The organism is Paenibacillus sp. BR2-3 (genome assembly GCF_046529485.1).
In the GTDB taxonomy this organism is placed as follows: Bacteria; Bacillota; Bacilli; order Paenibacillales; family Paenibacillaceae; genus Paenibacillus_AQ.
In genome coordinates, this window is sequence record NZ_CP126311.1 from 3,145,961 (window position 1) to 3,172,956 (window position 26,996).

Annotated in this window: 25 protein-coding genes; 4 read left to right on the forward strand and 21 right to left on the reverse strand. The window is 47.5% G+C overall.

Going from position 1 to position 26,996, the window contains the following annotated elements:
- Window positions 1–163: 163 nt before the first annotated feature.
- From PaeBR_RS14930 to PaeBR_RS14955, 6 genes are all read right to left on the reverse strand, one after another.
- Window positions 164–1,234: a cell wall-binding repeat-containing protein gene (locus tag PaeBR_RS14930; RefSeq protein ID WP_410511357.1), complete on the reverse strand. Its 1,071-nt coding sequence runs from the start codon at window positions 1,232–1,234 to the stop codon at window positions 164–166.
- 65 nt (window positions 1,235–1,299) lie between these two features.
- The gene (locus PaeBR_RS14935; protein ID WP_410511358.1) at window positions 1,300–1,746 is read right to left on the reverse strand and encodes a DedA family protein; all 447 of its coding nucleotides are present in this window, start codon (window positions 1,744–1,746) and stop codon (window positions 1,300–1,302) included.
- 14 nt (window positions 1,747–1,760) lie between these two features.
- A complete protein-coding gene (locus PaeBR_RS14940) occupies window positions 1,761–2,297 on the reverse strand; it encodes an HAD-IA family hydrolase (protein WP_410511359.1) in 537 nt (178 codons plus the stop codon).
- Window positions 2,298–2,389: 92 nt separating this feature from the next.
- A complete protein-coding gene (locus PaeBR_RS14945) occupies window positions 2,390–3,142 on the reverse strand; it encodes an ABC transporter permease (protein WP_410511360.1) in 753 nt (250 codons plus the stop codon).
- On the reverse strand, window positions 3,133–3,807 hold the full coding sequence (locus tag PaeBR_RS14950) for an ATP-binding cassette domain-containing protein (RefSeq protein WP_410515191.1): 675 nt from the start codon (window positions 3,805–3,807) through the stop codon (window positions 3,133–3,135). Before PaeBR_RS14950 ends, PaeBR_RS14945 begins: the two co-directional genes overlap by 10 nt.
- A 131-nt stretch (window positions 3,808–3,938) precedes the next feature.
- Window positions 3,939–5,237, reverse strand: a complete 1,299-nt coding sequence (locus PaeBR_RS14955) for an alpha-glucosidase/alpha-galactosidase (RefSeq protein ID WP_410511361.1) — start codon at window positions 5,235–5,237, stop codon at window positions 3,939–3,941.
- 238 nt (window positions 5,238–5,475) lie between these two features.
- Here PaeBR_RS14955 and PaeBR_RS14960 point away from each other — a divergent pair, with 238 nt between their 5' ends.
- Window positions 5,476–6,336: an AraC family transcriptional regulator gene (locus PaeBR_RS14960; RefSeq protein WP_410511362.1), complete on the forward strand. Its 861-nt coding sequence runs from the start codon at window positions 5,476–5,478 to the stop codon at window positions 6,334–6,336.
- Window positions 6,337–6,347: 11 nt separating this feature from the next.
- On the opposite strand, the gene PaeBR_RS14965 is transcribed toward PaeBR_RS14960, so the two are convergent.
- A complete protein-coding gene (locus PaeBR_RS14965; RefSeq protein WP_410511363.1) occupies window positions 6,348–7,547 on the reverse strand; it encodes an MFS transporter in 1,200 nt (399 codons plus the stop codon).
- A 912-nt stretch (window positions 7,548–8,459) separates the two neighbouring features.
- On the opposite strand from PaeBR_RS14965, the gene PaeBR_RS14970 reads away from it, so the two are divergent.
- On the forward strand, window positions 8,460–8,819 hold the full coding sequence (locus tag PaeBR_RS14970; RefSeq protein ID WP_410511364.1) for a DUF4190 domain-containing protein: 360 nt from the start codon (window positions 8,460–8,462) through the stop codon (window positions 8,817–8,819).
- On the opposite strand, the gene mnmH is transcribed toward PaeBR_RS14970, so the two are convergent.
- Window positions 8,702–9,748, reverse strand: a complete 1,047-nt coding sequence (gene mnmH, locus PaeBR_RS14975; protein WP_410511365.1) for a tRNA 2-selenouridine(34) synthase MnmH — start codon at window positions 9,746–9,748, stop codon at window positions 8,702–8,704. The two genes, PaeBR_RS14970 and mnmH, sit on opposite strands and share 118 nt — an antisense overlap.
- Before the next feature lie 59 nt (window positions 9,749–9,807).
- Window positions 9,808–10,869, reverse strand: a complete 1,062-nt coding sequence (gene selD / locus PaeBR_RS14980; RefSeq protein ID WP_410511366.1) for a selenide, water dikinase SelD — start codon at window positions 10,867–10,869, stop codon at window positions 9,808–9,810.
- A 152-nt stretch (window positions 10,870–11,021) separates the two neighbouring features.
- Between selD and PaeBR_RS14985 the strand changes: the two genes are divergently transcribed.
- Window positions 11,022–12,107, forward strand: coding sequence for a permease (locus PaeBR_RS14985; RefSeq protein ID WP_410511367.1), 1,086 nt, complete (start codon window positions 11,022–11,024; stop codon window positions 12,105–12,107).
- Window positions 12,108–12,207: 100 nt separating this feature from the next.
- Here the strand turns inward: PaeBR_RS14985 and PaeBR_RS14990 are convergent, their stop codons facing one another.
- The 4 genes from PaeBR_RS14990 to PaeBR_RS15005 all read right to left on the reverse strand — a co-directional run bounded on the left by PaeBR_RS14990 (window position 12,208) and on the right by PaeBR_RS15005 (window position 16,833).
- The gene (locus tag PaeBR_RS14990; protein WP_410511368.1) at window positions 12,208–13,020 is read right to left on the reverse strand and encodes a cytochrome c biogenesis CcdA family protein; all 813 of its coding nucleotides are present in this window, start codon (window positions 13,018–13,020) and stop codon (window positions 12,208–12,210) included.
- A 5-nt stretch (window positions 13,021–13,025) separates the two neighbouring features.
- A complete protein-coding gene (locus PaeBR_RS14995) occupies window positions 13,026–13,424 on the reverse strand; it encodes a cupredoxin domain-containing protein (RefSeq protein WP_410511369.1) in 399 nt (132 codons plus the stop codon).
- A 440-nt stretch (window positions 13,425–13,864) separates the two neighbouring features.
- Entirely contained in the window at window positions 13,865–14,740 is an 876-nt protein-coding gene (locus tag PaeBR_RS15000; RefSeq protein ID WP_410511370.1) for an Abi family protein, read from the reverse strand.
- 335 nt (window positions 14,741–15,075) lie between these two features.
- Window positions 15,076–16,833 carry an alpha-glycosidase gene (locus PaeBR_RS15005; protein WP_410511371.1) on the reverse strand — a complete coding sequence of 586 codons (1,758 nt, stop codon included), beginning with the start codon at window positions 16,831–16,833 and terminating at the stop codon, window positions 15,076–15,078.
- Between the two features lie 361 nt (window positions 16,834–17,194).
- On the opposite strand from PaeBR_RS15005, the gene PaeBR_RS15010 reads away from it, so the two are divergent.
- On the forward strand, window positions 17,195–17,263 hold the full coding sequence (locus tag PaeBR_RS15010) for a putative holin-like toxin (protein ID WP_410515192.1): 69 nt from the start codon (window positions 17,195–17,197) through the stop codon (window positions 17,261–17,263).
- Window positions 17,264–17,286: 23 nt separating this feature from the next.
- Here the strand turns inward: PaeBR_RS15010 and bioC are convergent, their stop codons facing one another.
- The 8 genes from bioC to PaeBR_RS15050 all read right to left on the reverse strand — a co-directional run bounded on the left by bioC (window position 17,287) and on the right by PaeBR_RS15050 (window position 26,995).
- Window positions 17,287–18,153 carry a malonyl-ACP O-methyltransferase BioC gene (bioC, locus tag PaeBR_RS15015; protein ID WP_410511372.1) on the reverse strand — a complete coding sequence of 289 codons (867 nt, stop codon included), beginning with the start codon at window positions 18,151–18,153 and terminating at the stop codon, window positions 17,287–17,289.
- A complete protein-coding gene (locus tag PaeBR_RS15020) occupies window positions 18,143–18,874 on the reverse strand; it encodes an alpha/beta fold hydrolase (RefSeq protein ID WP_410511373.1) in 732 nt (243 codons plus the stop codon). Before PaeBR_RS15020 ends, bioC begins: the two co-directional genes overlap by 11 nt.
- Window positions 18,871–20,049, reverse strand: a complete 1,179-nt coding sequence (gene bioF, locus PaeBR_RS15025) for an 8-amino-7-oxononanoate synthase (RefSeq protein ID WP_410511374.1) — start codon at window positions 20,047–20,049, stop codon at window positions 18,871–18,873. The genes PaeBR_RS15020 and bioF overlap by 4 nt, the downstream gene beginning before the upstream one ends.
- A gap of 12 nt (window positions 20,050–20,061) precedes the next feature.
- On the reverse strand, window positions 20,062–21,051 hold the full coding sequence (bioB, locus tag PaeBR_RS15030) for a biotin synthase BioB (RefSeq protein WP_410515194.1): 990 nt from the start codon (window positions 21,049–21,051) through the stop codon (window positions 20,062–20,064).
- A gap of 27 nt (window positions 21,052–21,078) precedes the next feature.
- Window positions 21,079–21,795 (reverse strand): dethiobiotin synthase, encoded by a 717-nt coding sequence (gene bioD / locus PaeBR_RS15035; protein ID WP_410511375.1) that lies wholly within the window; start codon window positions 21,793–21,795, stop codon window positions 21,079–21,081.
- A complete protein-coding gene (gene bioA / locus PaeBR_RS15040) occupies window positions 21,792–23,123 on the reverse strand; it encodes an adenosylmethionine--8-amino-7-oxononanoate transaminase (RefSeq protein ID WP_410515196.1) in 1,332 nt (443 codons plus the stop codon). The genes bioD and bioA overlap by 4 nt, the downstream gene beginning before the upstream one ends.
- Before the next feature lie 360 nt (window positions 23,124–23,483).
- Complete coding sequence (locus tag PaeBR_RS15045) at window positions 23,484–25,679, reverse strand: DEAD/DEAH box helicase (protein WP_410511376.1); 2,196 nt, start codon at window positions 25,677–25,679, stop codon at window positions 23,484–23,486.
- Entirely contained in the window at window positions 25,676–26,995 is a 1,320-nt protein-coding gene (locus PaeBR_RS15050) for an ATP-binding protein (protein ID WP_410511377.1), read from the reverse strand. Before PaeBR_RS15050 ends, PaeBR_RS15045 begins: the two co-directional genes overlap by 4 nt.
- Window position 26,996 lies beyond the last annotated feature (1 nt).

Consider the following 26,996-nt stretch of genomic DNA (forward strand, 5'->3'; position numbering starts at 1 on the left):
TGCTCCAAATAACCGTTCCATTCGAAAGTGGGGATTTATAAAATTTGGGGCCAATTTAAACATGAAGATACGGTGTTTCTTGTTTCATATGTTGTTGAAGTTCCGTCGTAAACGTGATTCCCATTCACATTCTTTGCAAAAATATAAACCAACACAAAACCCTTCAGTGTTCCTGTAAAATAATTTGTTCTTCAAGATGCACTTGTGTTTCATATGATATTGAATCGAAGTTCCCAAATACGAAAGCGTGCATATAGGGCGGCTGAGAGGATTTCTTCACGGGATTCAAATACCGCAGATAATTCTGTACCACTTGAGGAATCTTATTCCGATCAATGAGAAGCAAAGGAGCGTGCTTCCCCAAGTGCGAAAACAAGCCGGAGATGACGCCAAGCTGCCAGTCATTTGCCGGAACGCTTGAAAACGCATCTCCTTTCCCCGGTTGGTTGCGACCCCATCCTACTCCGGTATGCGGATCGAAAAAATAGGAAAAATTGACGGAAATCTCATACGGAGATAGACCTGATATTCGTATAACACTCCCCTTCATCTTTGCACGGATTTGGGCTTCCACCTCTCGTGAGATGGACGCTTCCGAACCGACAATAAAGACGTTCAGAGTCGGGTGTTCAATTAAAAACCGCTGCACTTCATGCGGTATCTCCATCCTCTTGGATAACAGGACGGGGAGTCCTTCATGCATCGCGTAACCAACCGCCGCCATACCTTCCGCGTATACTTCTCCCGATAAAAGAAACACATTTTTCCTGCCCTGCCCTGACATGGGCGAATGTGCCAAACGATATTCAGAAACGGAAACAGACGTTTCATAGGGTCGTGCATTTCCAATCCGAAGGGTAGTCAAGCCCATCGCTTTTAGTTGATGTTCGACGATTTCACTTACCGGTCCAATTAAGAACGTTTGAGCCTCTACATCTTTTCCAGCGGGGGAAAGCCGGAAAATTTCTTTGCTTAGGTCCTCCGTCAGTTTCTCAGGAACGAGAATTACAGGTGCGTTATTCGGATGGTGAACAAGTGAGGACGAAGTAAATGCAAATTGGAAGGCTTGGATTGGTGCAATAACAAGCGCATTGGGTCTCCAGGGAACTGTACTTTTGGGAAATCCGGGATATGCCATCTGTAGAGCATTAATCATAACGGAGATTGCATGATCTCCCCAAATTCGTGTAGTATCAACTGTATTTCCGCTAAACATTCGGTTCACCTCATCCATAGCCTATGCTTTTCTTATCGGCATGGTGCAAGAACTCAAACGGCCTCCTATGGACAAGTCACGAGCTATCTAATAATTGGCGCACAACTACAAACACCTGACAGTAGACTATATAAAACGAATAACACCCAAATCCACACCACACTTTTTACCATGCCAAATCCAAAGTAAACCGCTGCAAAGATAAAAAATCCGGAAATAAGCACTGATCGACGACCAATACGGTACAGCTTTTCTTTCGAAATATGAATTTTACGCCCGTATTTCTCCAAAAGAGGATAACCGAATTTTTGTCCCATAAAATAGCTGATGGACATTCCGGTAATGCTGCCTATCACCGAAACCATTATTGTTGGTATATAGTGAAACTTCCCTTGCGAAATCAGGTAACCTGCAAACGTCAGCAAGATCTCGTCCGGCACCGGCACGCCTATGATTCCAAGCACCAAGGCACCAAAGATTCCTATATACCCAAAATGGGCAATGAAAGCTAAAAGGTTATGCTGTATCAAATGATGAGTTCTCCTTACTTTATGAATACCCGCGAAACAATATCCTGGATATCCTGTACCTGGTAGGCGATATGATCCGCTCCGGCATTTCTTAACTCCTCCTCAGAACCATAGCCGAACGTAACGCCAATGGATTCTACATTACAAGCCTTGGCTCCAATAATATCATGCTTCCGATCCCCGATCATTATTGCCCGGTCCGGAGAAATATCGTTTTGGGTCAGCACATAGTGAATAACCTCTTGTTTTTTTGAACGGGTTCCATCTAAGTTGCTTCCGCCTATATGCTGGAAATAGGTGTCCAAATTGTAATGCCTGATTATCTGTTCTGCAAAAACCGTTGGTTTGGAGGTAGCCACATACATCTTGTAACCTTGGCACTGAAGAGCTTCAAGTAACTGCGGAATGCCCGCGATCACTCTGTTCTCGAACATCCCAAGCTCACGGTAACGCTCACGGTAATAATCAACCGCCAGGTGTGCATTTTCTTCAGAGAAAGCGCTAAGCTGGATAAAAGAATCAAATAGAAGATCTTTTACTCGTTCATTCACTCCTGTTTTGCTCCCTCCAGTTTCAATTACCAGTGTTTCTCAATAAGATCATCTCTCCCGGACTGCTCCCGGTCTTCCTTATTTAACACAACTTAGCCCTCTGAAGTCAACGTTCCTTGTGAATTAAACCATAGTTTGTAACTCATTAATGCAAGCAGAATACTTGTGAGTGCGGCCGAGGAAGCGAAGGCAAACATAATAAGGATCTGGTACCGTACCGCATCCAGTGGGCTTGCCCCGGCAATAATCATTCCGGTCATCATTCCTGGCAGTTGAACAAGTCCCACGGTCTTCATCCCGTCTAGGGTAGGAATCATGCTTGATTTCACAGAGCGCTTCAAAGAATCATGGATGGCCTGCCGAGGAGATGCGCCAAGAGCCAGCAATGTCTCTATTTCTCCTCTGGCCGCTTCAATCTCTCTGTTCATTGCATTGAGGAAAAGGCTTGAAACGACCATGGCATTCCCGATCGTCATTCCGCTGATGGTGATGATATACTGCGCGGAGAATGGAATGATCCCCAGTGTTAGAAGTAATCCGAGCGTTACAAAACCGGTTGCGGAGATCGCTATGCAAATAGGAATATAGATACCCCGGAGACCTCTTCCTCTTTTCCCGGCATTCCATGTCGCGACTGCAATCATGACCGATAGCATCAACAAAACAATTAGGGGATGATTCGACCGGAATACATACTGCAACACAAACCCGACAGCCAACAGCTGAATCGTGGATCTTAGCGTCCCAACAAAGATATCCTTTTCCAGACCTAACCGCTGCCAAAGCGAAATCAGCACTGCAACGGCAACAAAGACCAGTGTTGCACTTAACGCAATCAATGACATATAGTCGCTCCCTCTGAAAGTGTTCCCCCGGACAGCTGCCAGCAGCGTGATGAGACTCTTTCCGCCTGCTCCAGGTCATGTGTAATCCATAGAAATCCTGTTCCCTCCCCCTTATTCCAATCCAACAGAAGCTTCTCGGCTGCAAGCTTGCTATCCTTGTCGAGTGAAGCCGTAACCTCATCCAGGAGCAAAAGATTTGGCCGCAGCAACAGGGATCTCACCAGTGCGACTCTTTGCTTTTCCCCGCCGGAAAGCTCGGAAGCTGGTTTGCCCCAATCCAACGATTCTAGCCCAAGCTCTGTCATACATTTCATGGCCAGCTCTCTTTCAAAAATAGTTCCATGAAGGCTGCTGACCACCTTCAGATTGTCTTCCACCGAGCCGGGTAGCATCACAGAATGCTGGGAAACATAGGTAACGGCCTTCCGCCAGGATCTGAAGCCATAATTCGAGGGTGCTTTTCCATGCAAAAGAAGCTCGCCGGTATCGGGTGAATCCAGAAGCGCCAAGATGCGGAGCAGCGTGCTTTTGCCTTGGCCGGAGGGTCCCAATAATGAAATAGTATCCGCAGTAAAGATAGCTGATTCTGCATTTGTGAATAAAGATCGGGGTAACTTGCCGGATATGCTTTTACTTAATTTCCTGAACTGCAGTATGGGCTCCACTGGTTTCAATCATCTCCCTCTTACAAAGTATAAATTGATAAACTATACGATGCAAAACAGAAAAACGGATGAACCCTCCTCATAGGAGATTCCATCCGTTTCCACTCCATTTCTATATATTTTCACTCACCTTATTTAAACTGTGGGAGCCAGTCACCGTGAGCGGCTATCAGTTCGTCGCACATGCTCACAATATCGTCCATCGACAGTTCGGCTGCCGTATGCGGATCAAGCATTGCCGCATGGTAGATATGCTCCTTTTTACGGGTCATAGCCGCTTCAATCGTCAATAGCTGGGTGTTGATATTCGTACGGTTCAGTGCAGCGCACTGCGGAGGCAGGTCACCAACAAATGTCGGATTCACCCCGCTTCTATCTACCAGACATGGAACTTCGACACATGCTTCCCTCGGCAGGTTGGTAATCAATCCAGTATTCATCACATTGCCGCCAATCTTGAACGGAACATTGGTTTCTATGGCTTCTAAAATGTAGGATGCATACTCATGCGAGCGTTCATGCTGAAGGTCCCGGTTGTTCACCAATTCCTCACGCATTTGCTGCCAGCGTCCAATTTGGTCCACGCAGCGGCGCGGGTACTCGTCCAGTGGAATCTGGAACCGTTCGATGAGCTCCGGGTAATTGCGCTTGATGAAGTAAGGATGGTACTCGGCATTATGCTCTGACGACTCGGTAATATAGTAGCCGAATTTCAGCATCATTTCATAGCGTACCATATCCCCATGATGCTCCTTTTGCTTCTCCAGGGCACGGCGCTTAATTTCCGGATATAAATCTTCCCCGTCCTTCGTAACCTCCAGCAGCCAGGCCATATGGTTGATACCGGCGATTTTCGCTTGTACCCCACTCTGATCCAATCCGAGATGTTCAAATAATCCAGGGATACATTGCTGAACACTGTGACACAGTCCAACCGTCCGAACGCCGCCGTAGGTGTTCATTACATTGGTCAATACAGCCATTGGGTTGGTGTAGTTCAGAAAAAGTGCATCCGGGCATACCTCCCTTACATCGGCGGCAAAATCCAGCATCACCGGAATGGTGCGCAAGTTCCGAAAGATTCCCCCGATGCCGACCGTATCCGCAATCGTTTGCCGTAAGCCGTACTTCTTCGGAATTTCAAAATCCGTTATCGTACAAGGATCATAACCGCCAACCTGGATTGCATTGATTACATATTTAGCGCCACGGAGGGCTTCTTTGCGGTCGGAGTAAGCTTTTACCGTGCAGGTGCTGCCACTGCTTCTCTTAATATTGTTCAGCATGTTTTCCGAATCCGTGAGCCGCTGAACATCGATATCAAACAGTGCTAACTCGAAGCCCTGAAGGGCGGGTGTCCCCATGCAATCACCCAATACGTTTTTGGCAAATACGGTACTTCCAGCTCCGATAAATGTAATTTTGGACATGTCAAATATTCCTCCTTAGGTTGAGGCGGATTGCGCTGACCCAGCAATCATATGTTATGAGCATTGCGTTTATTAATGCTGAATTATCAGGCACTATCTGCGGCTCTCTTCACTAATTACTATAGTTTATAAATGTAATGGTGAGTATGGAGAAATACAAGAATGATATGGATGTTTGTTGCATCTTAACTCGTGTTGAGGTATCCTGAATGTAATTTTATCCGGAACGGAGGCAGCTATGAATCCCGACCATTTTGAGTTCACCGTAGGTATAAATTTGTCCCCGGAAGACCATGATCCTTCTGTATTGTTCAGTGGTGAAGGCAGACCGCTCCCAGGTCACAAAATAGGCCCCTCTGTGCATGATTTCTTTCTGATCCATACTGTGCTGGACGGAGAGGGCATTTTTCAGACCGGTAATTTCTCTGAAGCCTGCCGGACTGGCGATACGTTTGTTATTTTTCCAGGTACACTATTCAGCTATCAGGCAGATAGGAACACTCCCTGGCATTATGTCTGGGTTGCCCTGCAAGGAGAAGCTGCTTCGCAGTTATTAAGCGGGGTAGGAATAACACGGGATAAACCGTTGCTGCATTCAGAGAATATCACAGAAATTTACGCCTTTTATGAACGAATTCGTTTATCGTTTCAGCAGTCTTCTTATCCCCGGCTGGAAAGTCTGGAGGCATCAGGGTGGCTGCGACTTCTGTTTCATCAGTTTGGTCTGGCCAACAGAAGCTATCTGCACCAATCCCCCACGGAAATGCCGGATATCATCGACCGTCAGATCGATCAGGCCATCCGCTGGATATCACTTCAGTTTCACCAGCATATCAGCATAGATCAAATGGCCTCTACGCTGGGCTATCACCGGGCACATCTGTCCAAAGCCTTCAAACAGAAGACCGGAATGTCGCCCAAACAATATCTGATGAAGGTACGAATGGACAAAGCAAAGGAGCTGCTGGGAGGCTCGCTAACCATTGATCATGTTTCTTCATCGGTCGGCTTTAATGACGCGCTCTATTTCTCCCGGCAGTTCCATCGATGGAGCGGAATATCGCCTAGTGAATACCGGAATGTCCTTCGTGACAGATAGATAACTTCCGTCTACTTGTAAAATCGATGTATCCCCCAAATGATGAAAGCAGCAGCAATGAACGTTCCGCCGGTCCAGCATACGCCAATCCAGCCCCATGACTGCCAGGCATAGCTCCCCAGCGTAGATCCAATGGCGCCGCCTGCAAATGTGCTAACCATAAATACCGTGTTAATCCGGCTGCGTGCCGCCGGCTCCAGTGCGTAGATCCGCGCTTGATTACTAACCTGCGTTCCCTGTACTCCCAAATCCAATATAATTACCCCGGCAACCAGACTCCAGATGGACAGACCGGACAACCCAAACAATCCGTAGGAGACTCCTGTAAGAATGATGAGGATTCCGATGATCTTCTTCGGCGCGATCTTATCCGCCAGCCGTCCAATAACAGGAGCGCCAGCTGCCCCGGCTACACCGATAAGTCCGAACAACCCTGCAATCGAGCTGCTGTAGTGGTAAGGAGGTCCCTCCAGAAAAAAAGCCAGCGAGGTCCAGAACACACTGAAGCCACCAAACATGCAAGCGCCTATTAGTGACGCTTCACGAAGTGTCGAATACTTGCGTACCAGTTCACCCATGGATTTCAGCAGTTCTGTATACGAGGAAGTGGCTTCGGGCCGGGTCTCAGGCAGCAAACGGTATAAAATCACTGATAATAACAGCATCATAGCTGCTGCAATCCAATACATAGCCCTCCAGCCGAAGGCATCGCCTAATATTCCTGAAACCGTTCTGGAGAGCAGGATACCAAACAATAACCCGCTCATGACCGTCCCGATGACCTTCCCGCGTTCTTCCGGCAATGCAAGCTGCGCCGCTAGAGGTACAATAATCTGCGGAACAACGGTTGTGATACCAACAGCGAAGCTGGCGATATACATCCATATGAGGCTCTGGGAAATTGCAAAGCCAACCAGAGATAGCGCTACTGCAATAAGGAGAGCGGATATTAATGTCCGTCGTTCGCGGATATCTCCTAAAGGCACGAATAAGAGCATTCCGAGCGCGTAGCCAATTTGGGTTAACATCGAGACATAGCCCACAGCATTAGAGGAAGCATGGAACGTACGCCCTATATCAGCCAACAGCGGCTGGTTATAGTACAAGTTAGCTACGGCAAGTCCTGAGGTTGCGGCCAAAATCATAATGAGACCTTTGGATAAGCCTCCTCCTCCGGTTTGGGCTGCAGCAGCTGCGATGGGTTGTGACATCTGTTACCTTCCTCCGATCACGGATGCTGTATCAACAGCAATCTTGAATTTTTAAATATATTATAGCAGCACTTGTCAAATTAGATTTTTCACAATCTGATTTAACACTTGGGAAACGAAACAGCTTTTATGCAAAAATACACAGTATCTCTTTTGGCTCAACACCAGAATGAGTGCTTGACAAAAGGTTGCATGCGGGGATACGTGGATTCAACACCTTCCAACATTTTAGCGCCTGAGGCACCTTAAATACGCTAATTCCTGCACTCTCTGCAACATTTCAGCACTTGAGGTACCTTGAATACGCTAATTCCTGCACTCTCTGCAACATTTTAGCGCCTGAGGCACCTTGAATACGCTAATTCCTGCACTCTCTGCAACATTTCAGCGCCTGAGGTACCTTGAATACGCTAATTCCTGCACTCTCTGCAACATTTCAGCGCCTGAGGTACCTTGTACACACCTATTCCTGCACTCTATGCAACATTTCAGCGCCTGGGGTTCCTTGAATGTACTAATTACTGCACACTCTGCAATCCCTTCTATAGCCCTCTTTCAGTTAAATAAGGACTTCTCTGTCCGCCAAATATGAAATCGGGTGTATTTCAAGTCGGATAGCGTCTCCTGGGTCCGCCAAAACGGTCTTGTGGATTTGACTTCCCCCCACTCAGTATCCCTCTCCGTCAAGAACCGATATTGGTGTGGAGCCTCTCTTTTCTGGAAATATTATAATATCGAATAAGCAGCCAGTCATTCTGCCAAAATCGCTCATATTCTTTTAGGGGGAATGAGAATCAACCGTACGGATATCAGGAATACTATCCACCTTCACCCACTCCGATACATACGAACGGCAAGTCGGTCGCCGCGTTAGTACTCGATATCTTATCAGTTATAGTCCCGTATATAGGCTTGCTGATCGGGATTATCGACATTATCCTCGCATCCATCTCGCTGAAGGAAATTAAAATACGCCATGAACAAGAGCGCGGCCTGGCTATTGCCGGACTGGTCTGCGGAATTGTTGGCACTCTCATTTGTAGTAAGCATGTAGTTTTAAAAGCCTTTCACCGAATTAACAATACAAAGAGACCGCCTTTTGAACATGCAAAGGCAGTATCTTTTTTATGGCTTAGGGTTCTCTATGAGTTAAACTATGCAGTTACGTGGCCTTGGCTGGACAAATACGAGATTACGGCAGCTTCGGCTTCATCCAAGTTGTTTGCCGAGATTGAAATGCGTTCCGCTTCGTCATACTGGCCGGATGTGTAATCGTATTTGGGATCATAATAATGCTCCAGAAGCAGTGCTACGGCCTCTCCGAACAAATCAGCCTGCAGGGTTCGTTCGATCTCTGCGGCTACCGGAACATGAATCCGGGACTTAATATTGCGAAAAGCAGTGATGCATTGCTCTTTATATAATTCCGGCTTGTAATCCTCAAGGATTTGCTTCACTCTGGACTCCAGCGGCATATCAATCCATATCTGTGTTCCGGTTTCTTTTTGATGAGCCATGAACTGGGGCATTACAACCTTGCCAATCCTTTTGCTCTCTGCTTCGAACAGAACGTAGGGGGAATCCTCAAGAGTAATCAGTTCCTCCAAAAGCAGACTATCGAAGGTTTTCTGATTGTTGGCCTGGAGCCCGATCTGTCCAAATATGGACCCCCGGTGACCTGCCATCCCCTCCAAATCCAGTACTGGATGCTCTAGACCCTTCAGGCGGTGCAAGAGCATGGTTTTACCTGTACCTGTATTCCCATGAATAACATAAGACTTCTGCTTGAAGTCATAAGTCTCCAGTTCATCCAGCACCCATTTCCGGTAAGCCTTGAAGCCGCCTGTCAGCCGGTATGCATGAATATCCATTAAGGAGAGTACGGTTGCAGTCGTGCGGCTCCGCATGCCTCCTCTCCAGCAGAAAACAACCTTTTCCCCTTCAATCGCCCCGAACTCTTTAATGAAAGCAGGGAGCTTGGCGGAGACAATCTCCAATCCCCGATCCTTTGCGGCCTGAACACTGGTCTGCTTATACAGCGTACCGACTTCCGCACGCTCCTGATCATCAAATAATGGAATATTCAGACTATTTGGCAGTGTTGATTCCTGATATTCGGAAGGTGACCGGACGTCTATGACCGTAATTCTCTTTCTGTCTCTAAGCGCTCTTAACTCTTCAAGTGTAATATCCTGAAACAATAGTCTCTCTCCTCTTATCTCTAACTGTCCTCAGCAATGCTCTGATCAGATTCCAATTCTTATTGTGCAGAAGTTATAACCTTAATCTGACCTGGATGGTCATTGGTTACTTCTCCAATCCATGCGGCTTCCACACCAGCGTCCTTAAGCTCCTGCAGCAATTGTCCGCTTTGTTCAGAGGCTACGGAAATCAGCAGTCCGCCTGAGGTCACTGCATCACATAAAATGTAGCGGTCAATCTGATCCATTTCTTCCGGATAGAGAATGGAACCCTCCAGATGGGCAAAGTTGTTCTTGGTACCTCCCGGTACAAACCCCTTATCAGCAAGCTCTCTTACTCGCGGAAGCATGGGGACTGCGTCTTGACGGATAATCAGCCCCAGGCTGCTGCCCTTTGCCATTTCAGAAGCATGTCCCAACAGTCCAAAACCGGTAACGTCTGTACAGGCATGAACATCATAAGGGGCCATAATTTCAGCAGCAGTCTTGTTAAGTGTTGACATTACTGACGTAAGGCGTGCAGTCTCCTCTGGAGACAGCTGGTCCTTCTTAATGGAAGTAGTCAAGATTCCCACACCGATGGGTTTCGTCAAAATAAGCTTGTCACCCGCGCGTGCGGCGGCGTTCGTTCTTACTTTGTCCGGATGAACAAGTCCTGTTACAGCTAATCCGAATTTAGGCTCTTTGTCGTCAATGGAATGGCCGCCTACGAGTGTAGCACCTGCTTCCTGAACTTTATCGGCTGCGCCGCGCAAAATATCTCCGAGTATGCTTTTGTCCAGAACAGAAATAGGAAAGGCAACAATATTAAGGACGGTCAGCGGTTTTCCGCCCATCGCATAAATGTCACTCAACGCATTGGCTGCGGCAATTTGTCCAAATGAATAGGGATCATCCACAATCGGGGTGAAGAAATCAACGGTCTGCACCAAGGCCAGCTCATCACTTAAACGATACACTCCTGCATCGTCACTGGTATCCAGTCCAACTAATAAATCGGGATTATGTACGGTTGGTGGCAAACTGCGTATAACTTGCATCAGATCGGCCGGACCGATTTTGCAGCCGCACCCTCCTTTAGAAGATAATGAAGTTAGCTTTATAGTTTCAGCTTGAGACATTATTGCCCAGCTCCTTTAGTATGATATGAACATCACTCTTAATCTTACACGATGTAGCTGACAAAGTACAAAAAAATGAAGTTACTTCACTTATTGCCTTATGCTATAATTATAGCCTTGAGAATTATTGAATATTGGGGGTATCACTAATTATGTCACCTGTTTCTAACGGCTCTTCGCTTGACAATAAGCGTATTGACGGCACAAAAGCAATTATTTTAGCGGTAATTTTTTTATTGATCGCGGTTGCTGGACTATCTTATGTCAAGTGGTGGCCCTACTATCACAAAGCCATAAAGGCTGCCACCGAGCATACCATCGGTTCTTCCATTTTGACCGGCGACCAGGCCATTGCACCTGACCCTTCTGTTCAGGCGGCGTGGGATTATGCCATGGCCTATTTTAAATCGGTGTGGAAAGCAGCAGTTCTTGGTATTTTACTGGGCTCATTGGTACAGGTGCTTATTCCTTCGCAGTGGCTGCTGCGGGCTCTTGGTAAATCGAATTTCAAAAGCACCGCTTTAGGCGCTCTCGCATCCATCCCGGGTATGATGTGCTCCTGCTGTGCTGCTCCAATTGCTGTAGGGCTGCGTAAAAAGAACGTCTCCGTAGGTGCGAGCCTGGCCTTCTGGCTCGGAAATCCGGTGCTTAACCCGGCTACGCTTATCTTTATGACCTTCGTGCTATCGTGGAAATTCACATTAATGCGTGTAGTGTTTGGCTTAATACTAACTCTCGCTGTAAGTTATTTTGCAAACCGGTTTGCCGGTAATTCCACGGTTCCGAAAGCAGTCGGCGAGACGGTTGATAAGGTTGCCGTAGTCGAAGCTGAAGGACCACTGGTAACACGTTGGTTAAAAAGTGCAAGTTCTATGCTGCTGAGCGTGGTTCCTGCCTATTTCATCAGTGTACTTCTACTCGGTGCAGCGCGTGCGTGGTTGTTTCCTTCACTTGGGGAAGGCGCAATGAATGGCATTCTCGCTGTTGTTATCTTCGCGATTGCCGGAACGTTGTTCGTCATTCCGACTGCAGCTGAAATCCCGATTATTGCGACGTTCCTATCTTTCGGCTTCGGTACGGGTGTTGCAGGAGCCCTGCTGGTCACACTGCCATCCATCAGCCTGCCTTCCTTGCTTATGGTAACCCACTCTTATCCGCGCCGGGTGGTCTGGTTCGTACTCTTATCTGTCATAGCATTAGGATTACTTAGTGGTGCCGTAGGTTCTTTAATCTTATAGAACAGAAGGAAAAAGGCTCTTCTTCACCAAAAGTGAAGAGAGCCTTTTTGTTGTCCCCGATCACATATGTACTGAACGCTTTCGGTATTAATGAACAGAATTATCCGTGCAGGTATATGGAGAGCAATCCTAATACTATCGTTATTATCGCTACCACTCTTTTTATCACCTCACGAGACTTTACGAAATCTTTACTAAGAACCTGCAGCAGGCGCTTATCGGTCAGTATTAATGCAAAAATAAGTACAGGGGCTATGAATCCGACATTATAAATGAGTAGTGCTGTGTAACGCTCTACAATGGAATGAGACTGAAGAATTAATATGATCGCGATATAAATGGCACCGCTGCAAGGAACACTGCAAAGTCCAATGGCGACCCCGCTTCCGAAAGCGGCAAGCTTTGTTGTAGGCTCGCTGTATTTTTTTACAACGGGATATAGAAATTTAGGCATTTTAACCCAATGAGCCGTAAACTTGCGGAATGAATCCATATACATCACGACGCCTAGAATGACCACTATGAAACCGAAAAATTGAATCACCAAGCTGATATCATGCACATGAATTAAATCTCTAACGGAAAGAAGTCCAAAGCCCAATAGTAAATATGTAAGAAATATACCCGCGGAATAAACCCAAACATAGCCAAAGATAAACCTTCGTTTTTGAGCAACAGTTGCTTCTTCCGAAAGTTGTGTACCGAATCGGTTAATTAAAAATCCCGACCAAAGTAGCAGCGTACTAAAGGCACATGGATTAAAACCGTCCAATACGCCGGCAAATATCAATAAACCCAAGAGGAGGAGGAATGTACTGCCGGCTATCGCGGGAACAATGCTGCTTTGTTGTAATGTAAATGCTGCTATAAAGAGAACTGTTAAAAAGGCCGTCCATAGCACAAGTGGTTTCATTAATTTCACGAAATAACGATCCTTCCCTGCATAGATGGATTCTTTTTACCGCCGCAGCATACATCACAGAAGAAAAGGTAATCACCAGCTTTGTCTACGACCAGCTCTACAACTACAGAAGAATTTGCAGGAACCTTATAACTAAAATTCAATTCATCACTTCCGAAATGATGCTCGATGTCTTCATTATTCACCAATTCAATAGATATGGTCTGCCCTGCCTTAGCCTTTATCTTATAAGGATCGAAGCCTGCCATGGAAGTAATTACTTTAAAATTTGCCACTTTTGACGGCGAACCGACAGATAACTTTTCTTTAAGACTCGAAAACAAGGGTATTGCAGCTATTAAAAAAATTCCAATGATACTGAGGATTAATAATTTCGATTTGATTTTATTGTTCATTTACTCCTCTACCCCGCATGTGTTTATTTTCTGACTCCATCATTTTACCAACTAAGTGTTCCTGCCCTCCATTCGGGAAACCGACCTTAATTCCACATAATAACAGATTTGCAGTAGGAGATAATATGAAAAATTCCCTCGACTTATTCACATTCCTACTTATCACATTGAATTCTAGTCAATTTAAAAAGGAACTGAAATTAAGGCTCAAAACCAAAATCCACGGTGACCGCTCGTGAACCAAGCCGCTACGGGTTCGGAGGGTTCTTCCACCCTTCGCTGTATCCACACGTTAAATCAACCACTAAGATAGAGCCGAAATTAATAGGCTAAAATATAGCCCAAGGACACCCTTTATCTATTTAAAAAGACGACTTTACATTCGAAATCCAAATGTGAAGTCGTCTTTTTTTGATATCAAAAGAAGGTTTTTCCGAGTTCTACTTTATTAAAATATCTTCCCAATTCTCAGGAAAACCTATTAGTTCCAACTCTACGACTTCTTCGTAACCAGAAATCAATGCTTCCAAACGAATCACAAAATCACTCCATTTATCTCTGTCGGGGATCAATTGTTTGAGAACATAAATGTTAGCAAATATCTTGTTTTGTTGAATACCCAACTTTTTAGATCGATCATTCAATCTCGGCTTACTTGTGAGTGTTCGGTTATATAGTCGGCCATAGTGAGCACATATATTACGTATATAAGATAAACATTTAAGCCAACTTTCAAGATAGACTGATGGAACTTGATAATTCGTCTTAGCAATATGATTTTTATCTACATTCTTCATATTGGAGAACAACTTCGAAAGTGTACCAAATGAAAGAACTTCAACAGCTACCCAAACAGGAATTAGTCCCTCATACTTATCAAAATGATGTTTGATAAATATCTCTTGAGATCGCCTAACTTCCTTTTCCAATTCATTAACAAAAAACAAATGATATCCTTCATTTTCAAAATGTGCTGGTTGTAAATGTCCCAACACCCCGTATGTATGAGCAATATGGTATGAAATATGGGTACGAAATGCGATTTCCACCTGTTCGGTCATGTCCATAATTAAATAGCGAAACCGATGATCAAATTCATATAGTGCATGGATTTGTGAAAATGTAACTCCTTGAAAAAACTGGTCATTCCTCTTAAGACTTAATCCATATGCACTCAGGCGATAATAATTGATCCGTTGTAATGCTCTGATTGCGATATCTTCATCTTCAATAGTGAGACCGCGACTTTTCATTATTTGAAGCTGGTTTTCGAATGTTGCAGGTGCCTTTATTTTCGGAGAAGCCTGATGATCCATTGAATTCCTCCTAAATAACAAAAGGCCCACCTTGGTACGCATTGTTAAGAGGCGTGGTGGGATCTGTTACCATAATAATACATGAAATTTATGACAAGGTCAACGGAAGTATGGTGGTTTTACGGGGATCTCTTTTTGTGACCTGCCGTTACGACTACAAAGAAATCAAGATCCGAATACTCATCTATCCGATCCGTCTCAATACCTACAGAGCCAAGTGCTAATTATAATAAAACATTACCTTTCTTTTCAAGCACTTTCCCAACTTCATCGAGCCTTTGAAGCAACAACTCTTTTCTTAGCATAATAAGCCTCCTAATGTTACGTGTGATTAATTATTTGCTGGTATCCCGCGTATGCAATATCGCATAACCGAAAGGCGGAAGCTCCAAGCTCAATTGACCTTGTGCTGTTGTAACTGGTGTACCGGACACAATGTCCATCCAGGCTTCCTCCGCTATGGTTGAACGGAAAGTAGAGGGGCTTTTTGAACTGTTAATGAGAATTACGAACCGATCCTGAGCATCCCGGCGCTCGTAGATTAAATTCCGTTCGTTCACATGATCCTGTAGAAAGGTGAGCGTTCCGTCCTGCAGAGCGGAATATTTGTGTCGCAAGTGGATGGTCTGCTTGAAAAATTGAAGTAATTCACCGTTCTGCTTCTGCGGATCCCATTCCATACATTTGCGGTTATCGGGATCATACCCCCCGTCCATACCAATTTCATCACCGTAATAAATACATGGAGCGCCTGGGAATGTAAGCTGGAACAAGGTGGCGAGCTTCAGCCGTTCCGTGCTGCCCCCGCACAACGTGAGCAGCCGAAAGGTATCGTGACTGCCAAGTAAATTAAAGGCAACTTCATTCACTTGCTTCGGATAGCCGATCAATTGCCCGCTGAGCCGATTGGCGAACTGACCTGCTCCGATCAGATCGTGTGCAAAAAAGTCCAGGCATGCCTTCGTAAACGGATAATTCATTACCGCGTCGAATTGGTCGCCTAGTAGCCATGGCAGCGCGTCGTTCATAATTTCACCAAGAATATAGGCATCCGGATTGACATCCTTCACTGTCTTGCGGAACTCCCTCCAGAAGGCATGATCAACCTCGTTCGCCACATCGAGTCTCCAGCCGTCGATTTCGACTTCCTCAATCCAATATTTTGCCACCTTAAGCAGGTAGTCCTTCACTTCAGGGTTTTCCGTATTCAATTTTGGCATGATCGGTTCGAAGCCAAACGTATCGTAAGTCGGTACGCCATCCTTCACCGTGAGCGGCCATTCACGTACGTGAAACCAATCGACATAAGGAGAGGAAACACCATTTTTCATCACATCGACAAAGGGTTCAAACGTGTGACCGCAATGATTGAACACCGCATCAAGCAACACGCGCATTCCTCGCTCATGACAGACTTTAACTAGCTCCTTTAATTTGTCATTCGTACCAAAATGCGAATCAATCTTGAAGTAATCCTTGGTATCGTATTTATGGTTGGTGGTTCCTTCGAAGACCGGATTCAAGTAAATCGCATTAATGCCGAGCGAGGTCAGGTACTCAAGATGATCGATGATGCCCTGCAAGTCCCCTCCGAAAAAATTAAATGGGGTAGGCTTTCCTCCCCATTGCTCTGTTCCTTCAGGATCGTTAGTCGGATCACCATTCGCGAACCGTTCTGGAAAGATTTGATAGAACACCGCTTTCTTTACCCAGGCCGGAGGCGTATGCACGTCAGCGGGATTAAGGAAAGGAAAATCGAAAAAGCCTTCATAAAAGACTACAGGTGGATCGTAAAACAAACCTGTCTCCTGCAAGTAGGCCGTTTTTTCTCCGTCGTTCAAGGCAAAATAATAAAACAATCTGCGGAATTTAGGCTGCACAGCTGCTTCCCAATAATCGAACAGGGCGTCGGAAACCCATAGTGCCATGGGGATAACAGTGTTTGTCTTGTCCCAGCCATACTTGTCGCCGCAATGAAGATCAATCTGTTTGATATCGGCTTTCTTCGTCCGAATCCGGATATGAAGAGTGCGATCGTCATAAGCATAGGACCAATTAAACTTTGAACGGTGATAAACAGCTTCTAAATTCATATTCGTATCATTCTCCTTTTCCCGGGTCAATGCAAAAAGGGCCCAACCCCATGTATACACGAGGTTGAACCCTAAGGCTGCATTGCCCTTTAATTACCATAAACATAACACTGCATAGTTGTTTCGTCAATATAAATTCGAACTACAAAACTTGATGTAAAAATCGACCTGTGCACCTTGAACGTAGCGGTCTCTATCGCTCCTAATGTTCCAAACTTCCCCTAGTTACTTCTCACCCTGTTGTCGTTATCTTTAGTTCATCTTATATATCAACAAAAAGGCTTTCTTCACCAATAGTGAAGAAAGCCTTTTTGTTGTCCCTTAAATCAGTTTGTTGTCTCCCAGGAGGGGTTGTGATGCTTTGGAGGTTTATCAAGTGCTGTCACTGATGTTCATGTTTGGCATGTTCATTATTGCTTTATGCTTCTAAAGAATTTACCCTCAAGATTTTTATCAGATTGCCGATGCCCGAATAATTAGAACGTCGTAAGTCGCAGTGACACCTCCCGAGGTGCTGAACTTACTTTCGTACTCTTTATACATGTTGGCGAACAGCCGCCGTGATCCGAAGCCGTGCGAAGAGGCGGCTTCGGAAGTGCTGGCTCCCAGCGCTTTGACAGATAGAAGAAAATCCCGTGCAGAAGCATGCTCTTCCGTTTGAAGCAAACGCTCAACTTGGATATTTGAAAACCCTGTTTCCTCTAGCATATTTCTCCACTGATCTGCAGTTAGAAAAGACAGTCCGTGCCGCTGGGGCTTCATGCCGCCAGCACGATAAACTGCATCAAAAGCCGTATGCAGCTCGCGGAACGTATCCGGCCCGAACGTCGCGAATGCTAACAAACCTCCGGTGCGAAGCAGTCGGTGAAGGTGCTCTAGCGTTTGCTTCGGACGGCTCAACCACTGAAAGCAAGCGTTAGAAATAATGAGATCGAACGAGGATGAAGGAGCATTTGCTGCCCACATTTCGACATCGGCATGCAAAAAGTGAACGCAAGACGGTTGCCGGTTGTTGTGGCACAAATTGTTTTCAGCACTTGACCTAACACGTTGTTCAGCCGCTAGTATCATTGTGGGTGCAATGTCAAGTGCAGTTATAGACAAGCATGGCCACTGGTTTATAACAATTTCGGTCAGAGTACCGGTACCGCAACCGATCTCGAGAATATCAGGTCTATTGGAATCACCCTCATACGTCCATTTTTCGAGAGATTTTACAAGCTTATTTGCCATGATGCGCTGCACATGGGCATGAATATCATAGGATCCTGCGGCGCTCCGGTTAAATTGACGTCCTATAGCTGTTTTTCTATTGATCATGCCACCAACTCCTCAGTGATTCTGCCAAGTGGGTTTCCCTTCCCAGAAACGGAGCATGCCCACTGCCGGGTATTGTTAGTAACTTCGCCCGAGGTAATTGCGAGAGTAACTCTTCTGCCGCTGCGTAAGGACAAATCTTATCCTCGGCACCATGCACAAGAAGAACCGGACAAGTGATTTCCGGCAGTCGGGACAGGCATTCCACACCACGGAGGATCTCAAGACCAGCAATTAGCGCAGAGGTTGTCCAATGGCCAATGAGGGGGAGGATTTCCCTGTGGTCCATTTCTGATTTCGACTCCATAAAAACGGTCTGCGAAAATTTGTTTACTATAGCTTGCCGATCTTTCCTTATTCCAGTGATCATCTGTCTAACATATGCGTCGGCCCAACCGCGATCCGTCTGTTCTTTAGGACGGGTAAATCTCGCTGTTGCTGAGAGCAGTACAAGGCCGTCCGCTAACTCTTGAGCCGCGAGTCTCAACGCCAATAACCCGCCAAGTGACCAGCCGCCTATCAGGAGCGGACCAGAGTGAGAAGATAATATATTTTTTGCTGCCGTTTCCGTCAAATGCAATATTTCCTCAGAAGAAACGGCAGAACTGTAATCTAAGGAAACATGGTTAAAGTCAGGAAGTAAGTCACGAAGACGATCGAACACCCTATCCGACATACTCCATCCAGTCAACCATAAGATCGTGCCGCTTTGCTCTGGTCTCATGAATCCAGTACCCCCTGTTGAATGCCAATGCTGCGAATTCGCCCAACGGCATCTGTCAGTTCCTCGAAGGTATGAGCTGCTGATAGGGAGAAGCGGATTCGTGCTGTACCGTCAGATACAGTAGGCGGACGAATGGCTACCGCTGCGATACCTTCCATTTCTAGAGCACTACTGAATCTTAGGGCCGTAACGTTATCACCCACGATTAAAGGTACTATCGGAGAATCTCCTTCACCGACCTTAAAACCCGCCTTACATAACGAGGAACGAAAAATACCGCTTGCTGTCAACAGCCGTTCACGGCGCCAGTGTTCTGTCTGTACCAGGTCCAGTGCCTTCGAAATACCAGCAATAAGAGAAGGTGGCAAGGCCGTTGAGTACATAAGGGGTCTTGCTTTATTCACCAACCACCTGATTAGCATGCTGCTTCCACAAACATAAGCCCCGTAGACACCGAACGATTTGCTGAATGTTCCCATATGAACATCCACATCATTCTCCAGCCCGAGCTCAAGGCCCAACCCCTGCCCGCGCATCCCGTAAATCCCTCCGCTGTGTGCCTCATCAACCATCAGGATTGCACCGTATCCCTTTTTGAGCGCAGCGAGTTCAAGCAAGTGCGCCTGGTCACCATCCATTGAAAATACGGCGTCGGTAACGATCAACTTACGCCGTTTATCACGGTGCTTATTCAATAACGTACGCAAATGTTCCATATCGTTATGGCGGTAGCGGGCATGTTCAGCGCGGCTCATTGCGATGCCATCGACAATGCTCGCATGGTTGAACTGATCACTGAAAACCACATCACCCCGGCTCACAAGCGCGCTAATGACACCGGCATTAGCCATATATCCATTTGCGAAGACAAGTGCCGCATCACAGTTCTGCCATTCTGCCAACGCTTTTTCAAGATGCATATATGGCGGCCGGTTGCCGGTCACATGCCGTGAGGCGCCAGCGCCGGCTCCTTCGATGAGCAGGGCATTGCGCATCGCTTCAATAATAGCAGGATGTTGGGCCAGTCCCAGATAGTCATTCGAGGACAAGTTGAGCAGCACTCGTTCTCCGCGCACCGTATAACCAGGCCTGTCGAGAACTGGAGCACTAACTCGCAATTGGCGTTCCAATGATGCGAGTTCCAACACTTCAAGTTCTTTTTCCAACCAATCCATGATCAGCCCACCTTATAACGCATTTAACTCAATTTCAAAGCCTAAATCTTCAATGATTTGATGATCGGCCGAAACGTCTTGGCCTTCCGTTGTTAAATAGTCGCCCACAAAAAGTGAATTTGCTGCGTACAGAGATAGAGGCTGCAGGGTACGAAGGTTAACCTCTCGACCGCCTGCCACACGGATTTCTTTGGACGGACAGATGAACCGGAATAATGCCAGTACCTTTAGCGCTTGTATTGCCGGCGTACGGCCTGATTGTTCAAGCGGAGTTCCCGGAATCGCATTGAGAAAATTGATTGGAATCGAATCGGCATCAAGCTCGCGCAATGCATAAGCCATTTTAACAATTTCCCTATTCGTCTCACCCATTCCGATAATGACACCGGAGCAGGGAGACATGCCGTGCGTCTTTACCTTTTCTACCGTTTCAACACGCTGATCGTAGGTATGGGTTGTGGTAATAGATGGGTAATTCTCTTTGCTTGTGTTCAAATTATGGTTGTATCGGTGTACGCCTGCTGCAGCAAGACGTCCGGCTTGATCACCCTTAAGAATTCCAAGGCATGCGCAAATTTTGAGCGGCATCGTTGCACGAATTTCTTTAACCGCCTCCATCACTTGATCCAGTTCCTTTTCTGTCGGTCCCTTACCAGAAGAAACAATACAATAAGTCCCTGCCTTACGAGCCATCGCTTCACGTGCACCTGCTAGTATCGTCTCTTTGTCGAGCAACGAATATTTTTCTACGGGCGCTGTCGATACGATGGATTGCGAACAATATCCGCAGTCCTCAGGGCAAAGACCGCTTTTGGCGTTAATGATCATGTTCAGCTTCACTTTTTTGCCGTAAAAATGTTTTCTTACCTGAAAAGCAGCTTGCATCAGTAAAAGTATTTGGTCATTATCACTTTCCAATACGGCAAGCCCTTCTTCTACTGTTAAACAATCCCCACTGAGTGCTTTTTGGGCAAGCAATTGCCACTGCAAATCGTTTTCCATTGTTTTCATCTCTATCATCCCTTTAGATTATATTAAAAATACCTGTCTGACAGGCGTTAACTGAATCGTTTCTCTAACGATATGTATCAATGTTTCTGTATTCGCCTCACCATGCAAGCGAGGAAACCGACCAAGGACTTTCAGGCCGCCGTAACGTTCGATGAGTTTTGCATTCTCCGTAATACTCGGATCGTCATGAGGTTCCGCGAATTCGCCGTCGTTTAAAATTACGCCTACGATCGGGATTCCGCGTTGCCGTAAGAACGATACTGTCAGAAGTGTGTGATTAATCGTGCCGAGACCGGATCGGGCTACGATCAGAGCTGGTATGCGAAGTTCGGAGATCAAGTCAATCACGAGAGAATCCTCGGTCAGCGGTACAGCTACGCCACCTGCACCTTCGATGAGCAGTGCTTCATAACGTTTGATTAGCGGTCCCCCCGCGGCGATGATCTCCTTAAGCGTAAGGGTCACGCCCGCATGCTTGGCTGCCAGCATAGGGGTAAGCGGCTCTTGAAAAGTAAAAGGCGCCACGGCCTCTGGCCGCTCATCGATACCCGTGATTTTGAGCAAACGTTCAGCATCCGTAACTCCATTGCCAAGTAGCGCACCGGACTGGACGGGCTTCCAAACACCGGCATTCAGGCCTTCAGCACGTAGCGCAGCGGTAAGAGCTGCCGTCACTATCGTCTTCCCAACGCCGGTGTCCGTCCCGGTCACAAACAATCCGCATACTTTGCTCAAGTCGTTGATCCTCCTTCGGTAACATCAACAATCGATGCTGCCAAAATATCCGTCATGGAATCCAGCTCATCTTCCGTGCTGGCAAGAGGTGGGATAAATACGACAACATGGCCAAGTGGCCTTGTAAGCATTCCAAGTTCTCTCGCACGTGCGGCCGCGCGAACCCCGATACGATCTGCCCAATCATAAGGTTCTCGCGACCCCTTATCACGTACGAGTTCGACCCCAATCATCAGGCCCTGTTGCCGAATTTCACCGACATGCGGACGTTCCTTAAGTGCTGCGAGCTTCTGCTCAACAAATGAAGATTTTGCTATTACTCCTTCTAGCATATTCCGCTCTTTGAATAACTTTAAGCTGGCCAAAGCGACGGCACAGCCAAGAGGATTGCCCGTGAAGGAATGTCCGTGGAAAAATGTTTTCTGCTCTCCGTAATCGGCATAGAATGCTCCGTACACTTCATCTGTCGCAAGCGTTGCGGCGACGGGCAAGTAGCCGCCAGTCAAGCCTTTTCCGACAACCATCAGATCAGGTGAAACACCTTCCAGATCACAGGCAAACATGGCGCCCGTCCGCCCGAATCCTGTCGCTACCTCGTCCGCGATTAGAAGCACATCATGCTTACGGCAAAGCGCCGCCATCTCGCGTAAACAGCCTGGAGGCATGACGATGATTCCCCCTGCTCCTTGCACAATCGGTTCCACTATGAGCGCTGCGATCTCATCACTACGAGTCTCGAGTAAAACGCGAAGAGCGGTTAATGTATCTTCCATAGCACCCGCCGCACCGTCCTTATGGCGATAAGCATAAGGATATGGAATGACATGCGAAGGAAATAACATAGGTTGAAACACGTCATGATACAACGGAATTGCGCCTACACTAACCGCGCCAATTGTATCTCCGTGGTACGCTTGCTTCATCGTAATAAATGTCTTTTTACCCTGTAGCCCAAGGTTATGCCAATATTGAAAGGCCATTTTGATCGCGATTTCAACACCAGTTGCTCCTGAATCAGAGTAAAACACCTTGTTTAAGCCTTTCGGTGCTATCTCCACCAGCTTCTCAGCAAGTTCAATGGCAGGTATATTCGCCATTCCGAGAAGCGTAGAGTGAGCGACTCGTCCTAACTGATCCGTGATCGCCTGATTCAGCTCCGGCACGTTGTGTCCGTGTACATTCAGCCAAACAGACGAGAACCCGTCATAATAAGAACGACCCTGGATATCATACAGCTTAATACCTTCACCGCGTTCAATAATTAAAGGGTCGGAGTTGTTGTAGTCCTTCATTTGAGTAAAGGGATGCCATAGGTACGCCTTATTCATGGTGGTAAGACGTTCAATATGGGTTGACAAAAATGATCACCATCCATTAACGTTTTATTGTGCAACTAAATTCTATTCTTCTAGTTGTACAATTAGCTGTAGCCAATCCTAGCAGACCGATACGCCTGTGTAAAGACAATTCGTAGTATACGAACAAGACTGACACCTTATAGTACAATCCGGTCTTTTTTGCTTTTATACAGCGAAACTTTGGTGTCACAAACTGTAAATACTATGATCAAACAACCCTTCTGCTTGATTCACAGGAAGGGTTTATATTTTGGATTTCCACCTGCTAAACTTCACAAACTGGCTTGGACCCACCAAAAGTTGAGTTCCTTACTCTGGAAGCTGATTTCTTTACTTTGGCTGCCGCCATTGCTTCAGGACTTCAATCAAACCTGGTACATCCAGTCCATCCAATGAAAATGCCTTTCGCAAAAGCTCATGCGGAATGAACTCATCATACTTGCCAAGGTAAGGGGCTTCATCCGGAGTCAGCAGGGTTAAGGGTTCAGCTGCGGCAGCAGCCTCCGCGATGATTTCCGCCTCCAGTGTTTCAGCATCAACGCTTCCGGCGACGACCATATAATAGGGCTCCATCGGGACAATTGAACGCAGACCTAGCGGGCTCTTCAGATTATTCTTTAGGAGCCGCTCCAATGTCCGGAACTGGCGGCTTCCTGCCCAAGGCAGGATGAACATCGAATCACCGCCCGCCGGTAAAACAGACCGTACAAGAAGTCCGCTTTCACGGGCCAGGCGGCGGGCGCGTTCCAGTCGTGCTGCCGCACTCGGGGCCAAATACGGATACAGGGTGGTTTCACCCAGAATATCGCGTATTTTTGCCAGAATGCGGGTATGCACGTCCCCACCCGCTCCGAGCCACAGGGTATCGACCTTGCCGCGTGAAGTCTTGACGTATACCGCTTTATGGCGGCTGTCCACCTCCTCCACCTTCCACAGCTTGCCTGCCAGTGTAAAGCAGTAGCCCGGAGGCGGAACGGTTGTAATTGAACCGATTTCCTCCGTACCGTTATAGACAACATGCTCCTCATCATCTTTGAAAACAGCATAGAAGCGGAAGTTATTTACGATCTTCTCTCCGGCCATACCGATAAGCAGGCTTCCTTCGTCCATCCGCTCAATATGACCCATTCCCAGCATGTACGTCATAAAAGCATCATAATCCGCCGGATCGATGCCTTTGAAGGACGGCAGACTTAATACAGCCTCTCTTAAATCGTCCGGCTCGGCTTCGCCCATGCTCTTTAATATGCTCATGGTCTGATGGTACAGCAGTCCAACCGGCAGCTGGCGCACGACAAGGGGCTCAACCCATTTCTCCCGCACGTACAGCTCGATGACCGCAATTGCCCGGAGCAGGCTCCAGGGCATACGTGCAGGGAGCTGCGCTTCCTCGTCCTCCTCCGGCGTAACGAAGATCATCTCGGAGGCCGCGTCCCCTCGCCTGCCGGAGCGACCCAGCCGCTGTACAAAGCTGGCGCAGCTGTAGGGTGCGCCGAGCTGCAGCACCCGCTCCAGCTCGCCAAGATCTATACCCAGCTCCAGAGTCAGGGTTGCTGCGGCAACCGCAGGACCGGGCCCTTGCCGCAGTGCGGCTTCCGTCTCTTCACGAAGCATCGCGGAGATACTGCCGTGATGAACGTGAAAGACATCCCGTTCCCCGCGTTTCGCCGCCGTACGCCGCAGCTCCAATGTGGCCGTCTCGGCATCCGAGCGGCTGTTCGTAAAGATGAGCGCTTTTTTTAGATGGGTATGGTCGTAGATATAGTCGTAATAAGCCTGTCGCGCCCGCTCCAGATGCTCCGCCTGCTTCTCATCCCGTGCATCCGGGAAAGAGAAATGCTCCACACTCAAACGGAGCTTGCGTCCCCCTTGCGGGGCTGACACCTCAACGCTTTCCCGGGTTCCCGCCGCCAGCCACTCCGTAACGGATGCGTAATCGCTAAGTGTGGCAGAGAGCCCGATTCGACGCGGAGAGCATCCGGCCATACGGGAAATTCTCGCCAGCTGGCTCAGCACTTGAATCCCGCGGTCCGCACCCATGAACGCATGAACCTCATCGACTACAATAAAACGCAGATCATGGAACAGCGCGGGAATAGCATTCGGGCGGTTCATCAGCAGTCCCTCCAGGGATTCCGGGGTAATCTGCAGCACGCCTGAAGGATTCTGCATCAACTTGGTCTTGTCCGCTTGAGGCACATCCCCATGCCAATGCCAGACCGGTATCCCGCCTTCACGCAGCAAATCGTTCAACCTCGTAAATTGATCGTTGATCAACGCCTTTAGCGGCGCAATATATAATATGCCTACAGAGGTTGAGGGACGTTCATACAACTCGGTAAGCGCAGGGAAAAAAGCCGCCTCCGTCTTCCCGGAGGCTGTACCCGAAGCGATCAGCAAGTGATGAGACGTATCGAAAAGAACCCTGCATGCATCAACCTGCGCCTCCCGCAGAGTCTCCCAGCGATTTTTATAGATAAACTCTTTGATAAAAGGAGCCAGCCGGTAAAACGGATTGCCGCTCATAACTCAAACTCCGCCAGGAACCCGTCCAGCTCGCCTTCCACAGTCTCTGCAGGCTTCGAGGTTCGCTCGCCTACAAGCTTCTCAAAGCTAATCTCCGGGTGCTGCCGCAAGGTATGCAGCAGATCCATGAAATCGCGCACCACCTCGCGGGGTGTCAGAAGCTCGTCCGCACCCAGTCTGCCAACGGCTTCCTCCATAAAATGCACCAGCTGCCCCTGAGTCAGATTGGCCTCGTAGCTATAATGCAAGGCGTGGATATCTCTCAATTTTTGCAGCAGAACCAGAATTTCCTCGTGTGAGAGCATGTCGAGTGCGATAATGGGTCCCGTGAAATTATTTAGTCCCGATCCGCCGTAACGCCCGGCCACCAGCCTGGAACGGAGTGCTTCATAGCTGAATAACCCCCGCCGCCCATCCTCTACAAATTGCGGGGTTCCCCCTACAAAAATTCCGAGTCTCTCTGCCTTGCCCTGCATCGTATCGTTGAACATGGTAAGCAGCTTCTCATAGTTGCTCTGGCGGGAAATGCTGTTTGTGATTTTATATAGATTAACGCCCTCATCGATAAAAAGCAGCAAGCCCTTGTACCCGATCGCGGCAGTAAATTCGGCCCAAAGCTTCATATAATCATACCAGTTGTCATCGTCGATAATGACCCCCACGCCCAGCGCCTTCCGGGCTTCCGTGCGGGTGGCAAATTCGCCGCGCAGCCAGCGCAGTGAATCCTGCTTCAGATCATCATCCGCCAGCTTGTGTCCATTCCAGTACGAGGCCAGTACTTTGGCAAAATCAAAGCCGTGCACCAGACCGCGCATCTCCGAGGCCACTGCGTAAATCCACTTTTCCACCTCTTCCCCAAGCTCTGCGTGATCGGGGCCATACCCATTCTCCTGCATAACGGTCTGCTGAAGCGAAAATATCCATTTCTGCAGGATGATCTCCAGCGCTCCTCCGTCCGGACGCGTGCGGGTCGATAAATGGCTCATGAGTTCGCGGTAGGTGGCCAGGCCCTGTCCTTTCGTCCCCACCAGCCGCCGTTCCGGAGACAGATCGGCATCCGCAACTACAAAATCCCGATCCATGGCATAGTTACGGATGATTTGCAAAAGAAAGCTTTTACCGCTGCCGAATTTGCCGGTAATCAGCTTGAAGGCTGCACCGCCTTCGGCAATGTTGTCCATATCCCTTAATATAGCTTCAACCTCCGGCCGGCGGCCGACAGCGATATATTCAAGCCCGATACGCGGTACTACACCTGCCGTTAGCGAGTTGACGAGCGCCGTCGTCATTCGTTTCGGTATTTTTATTTCATTCATC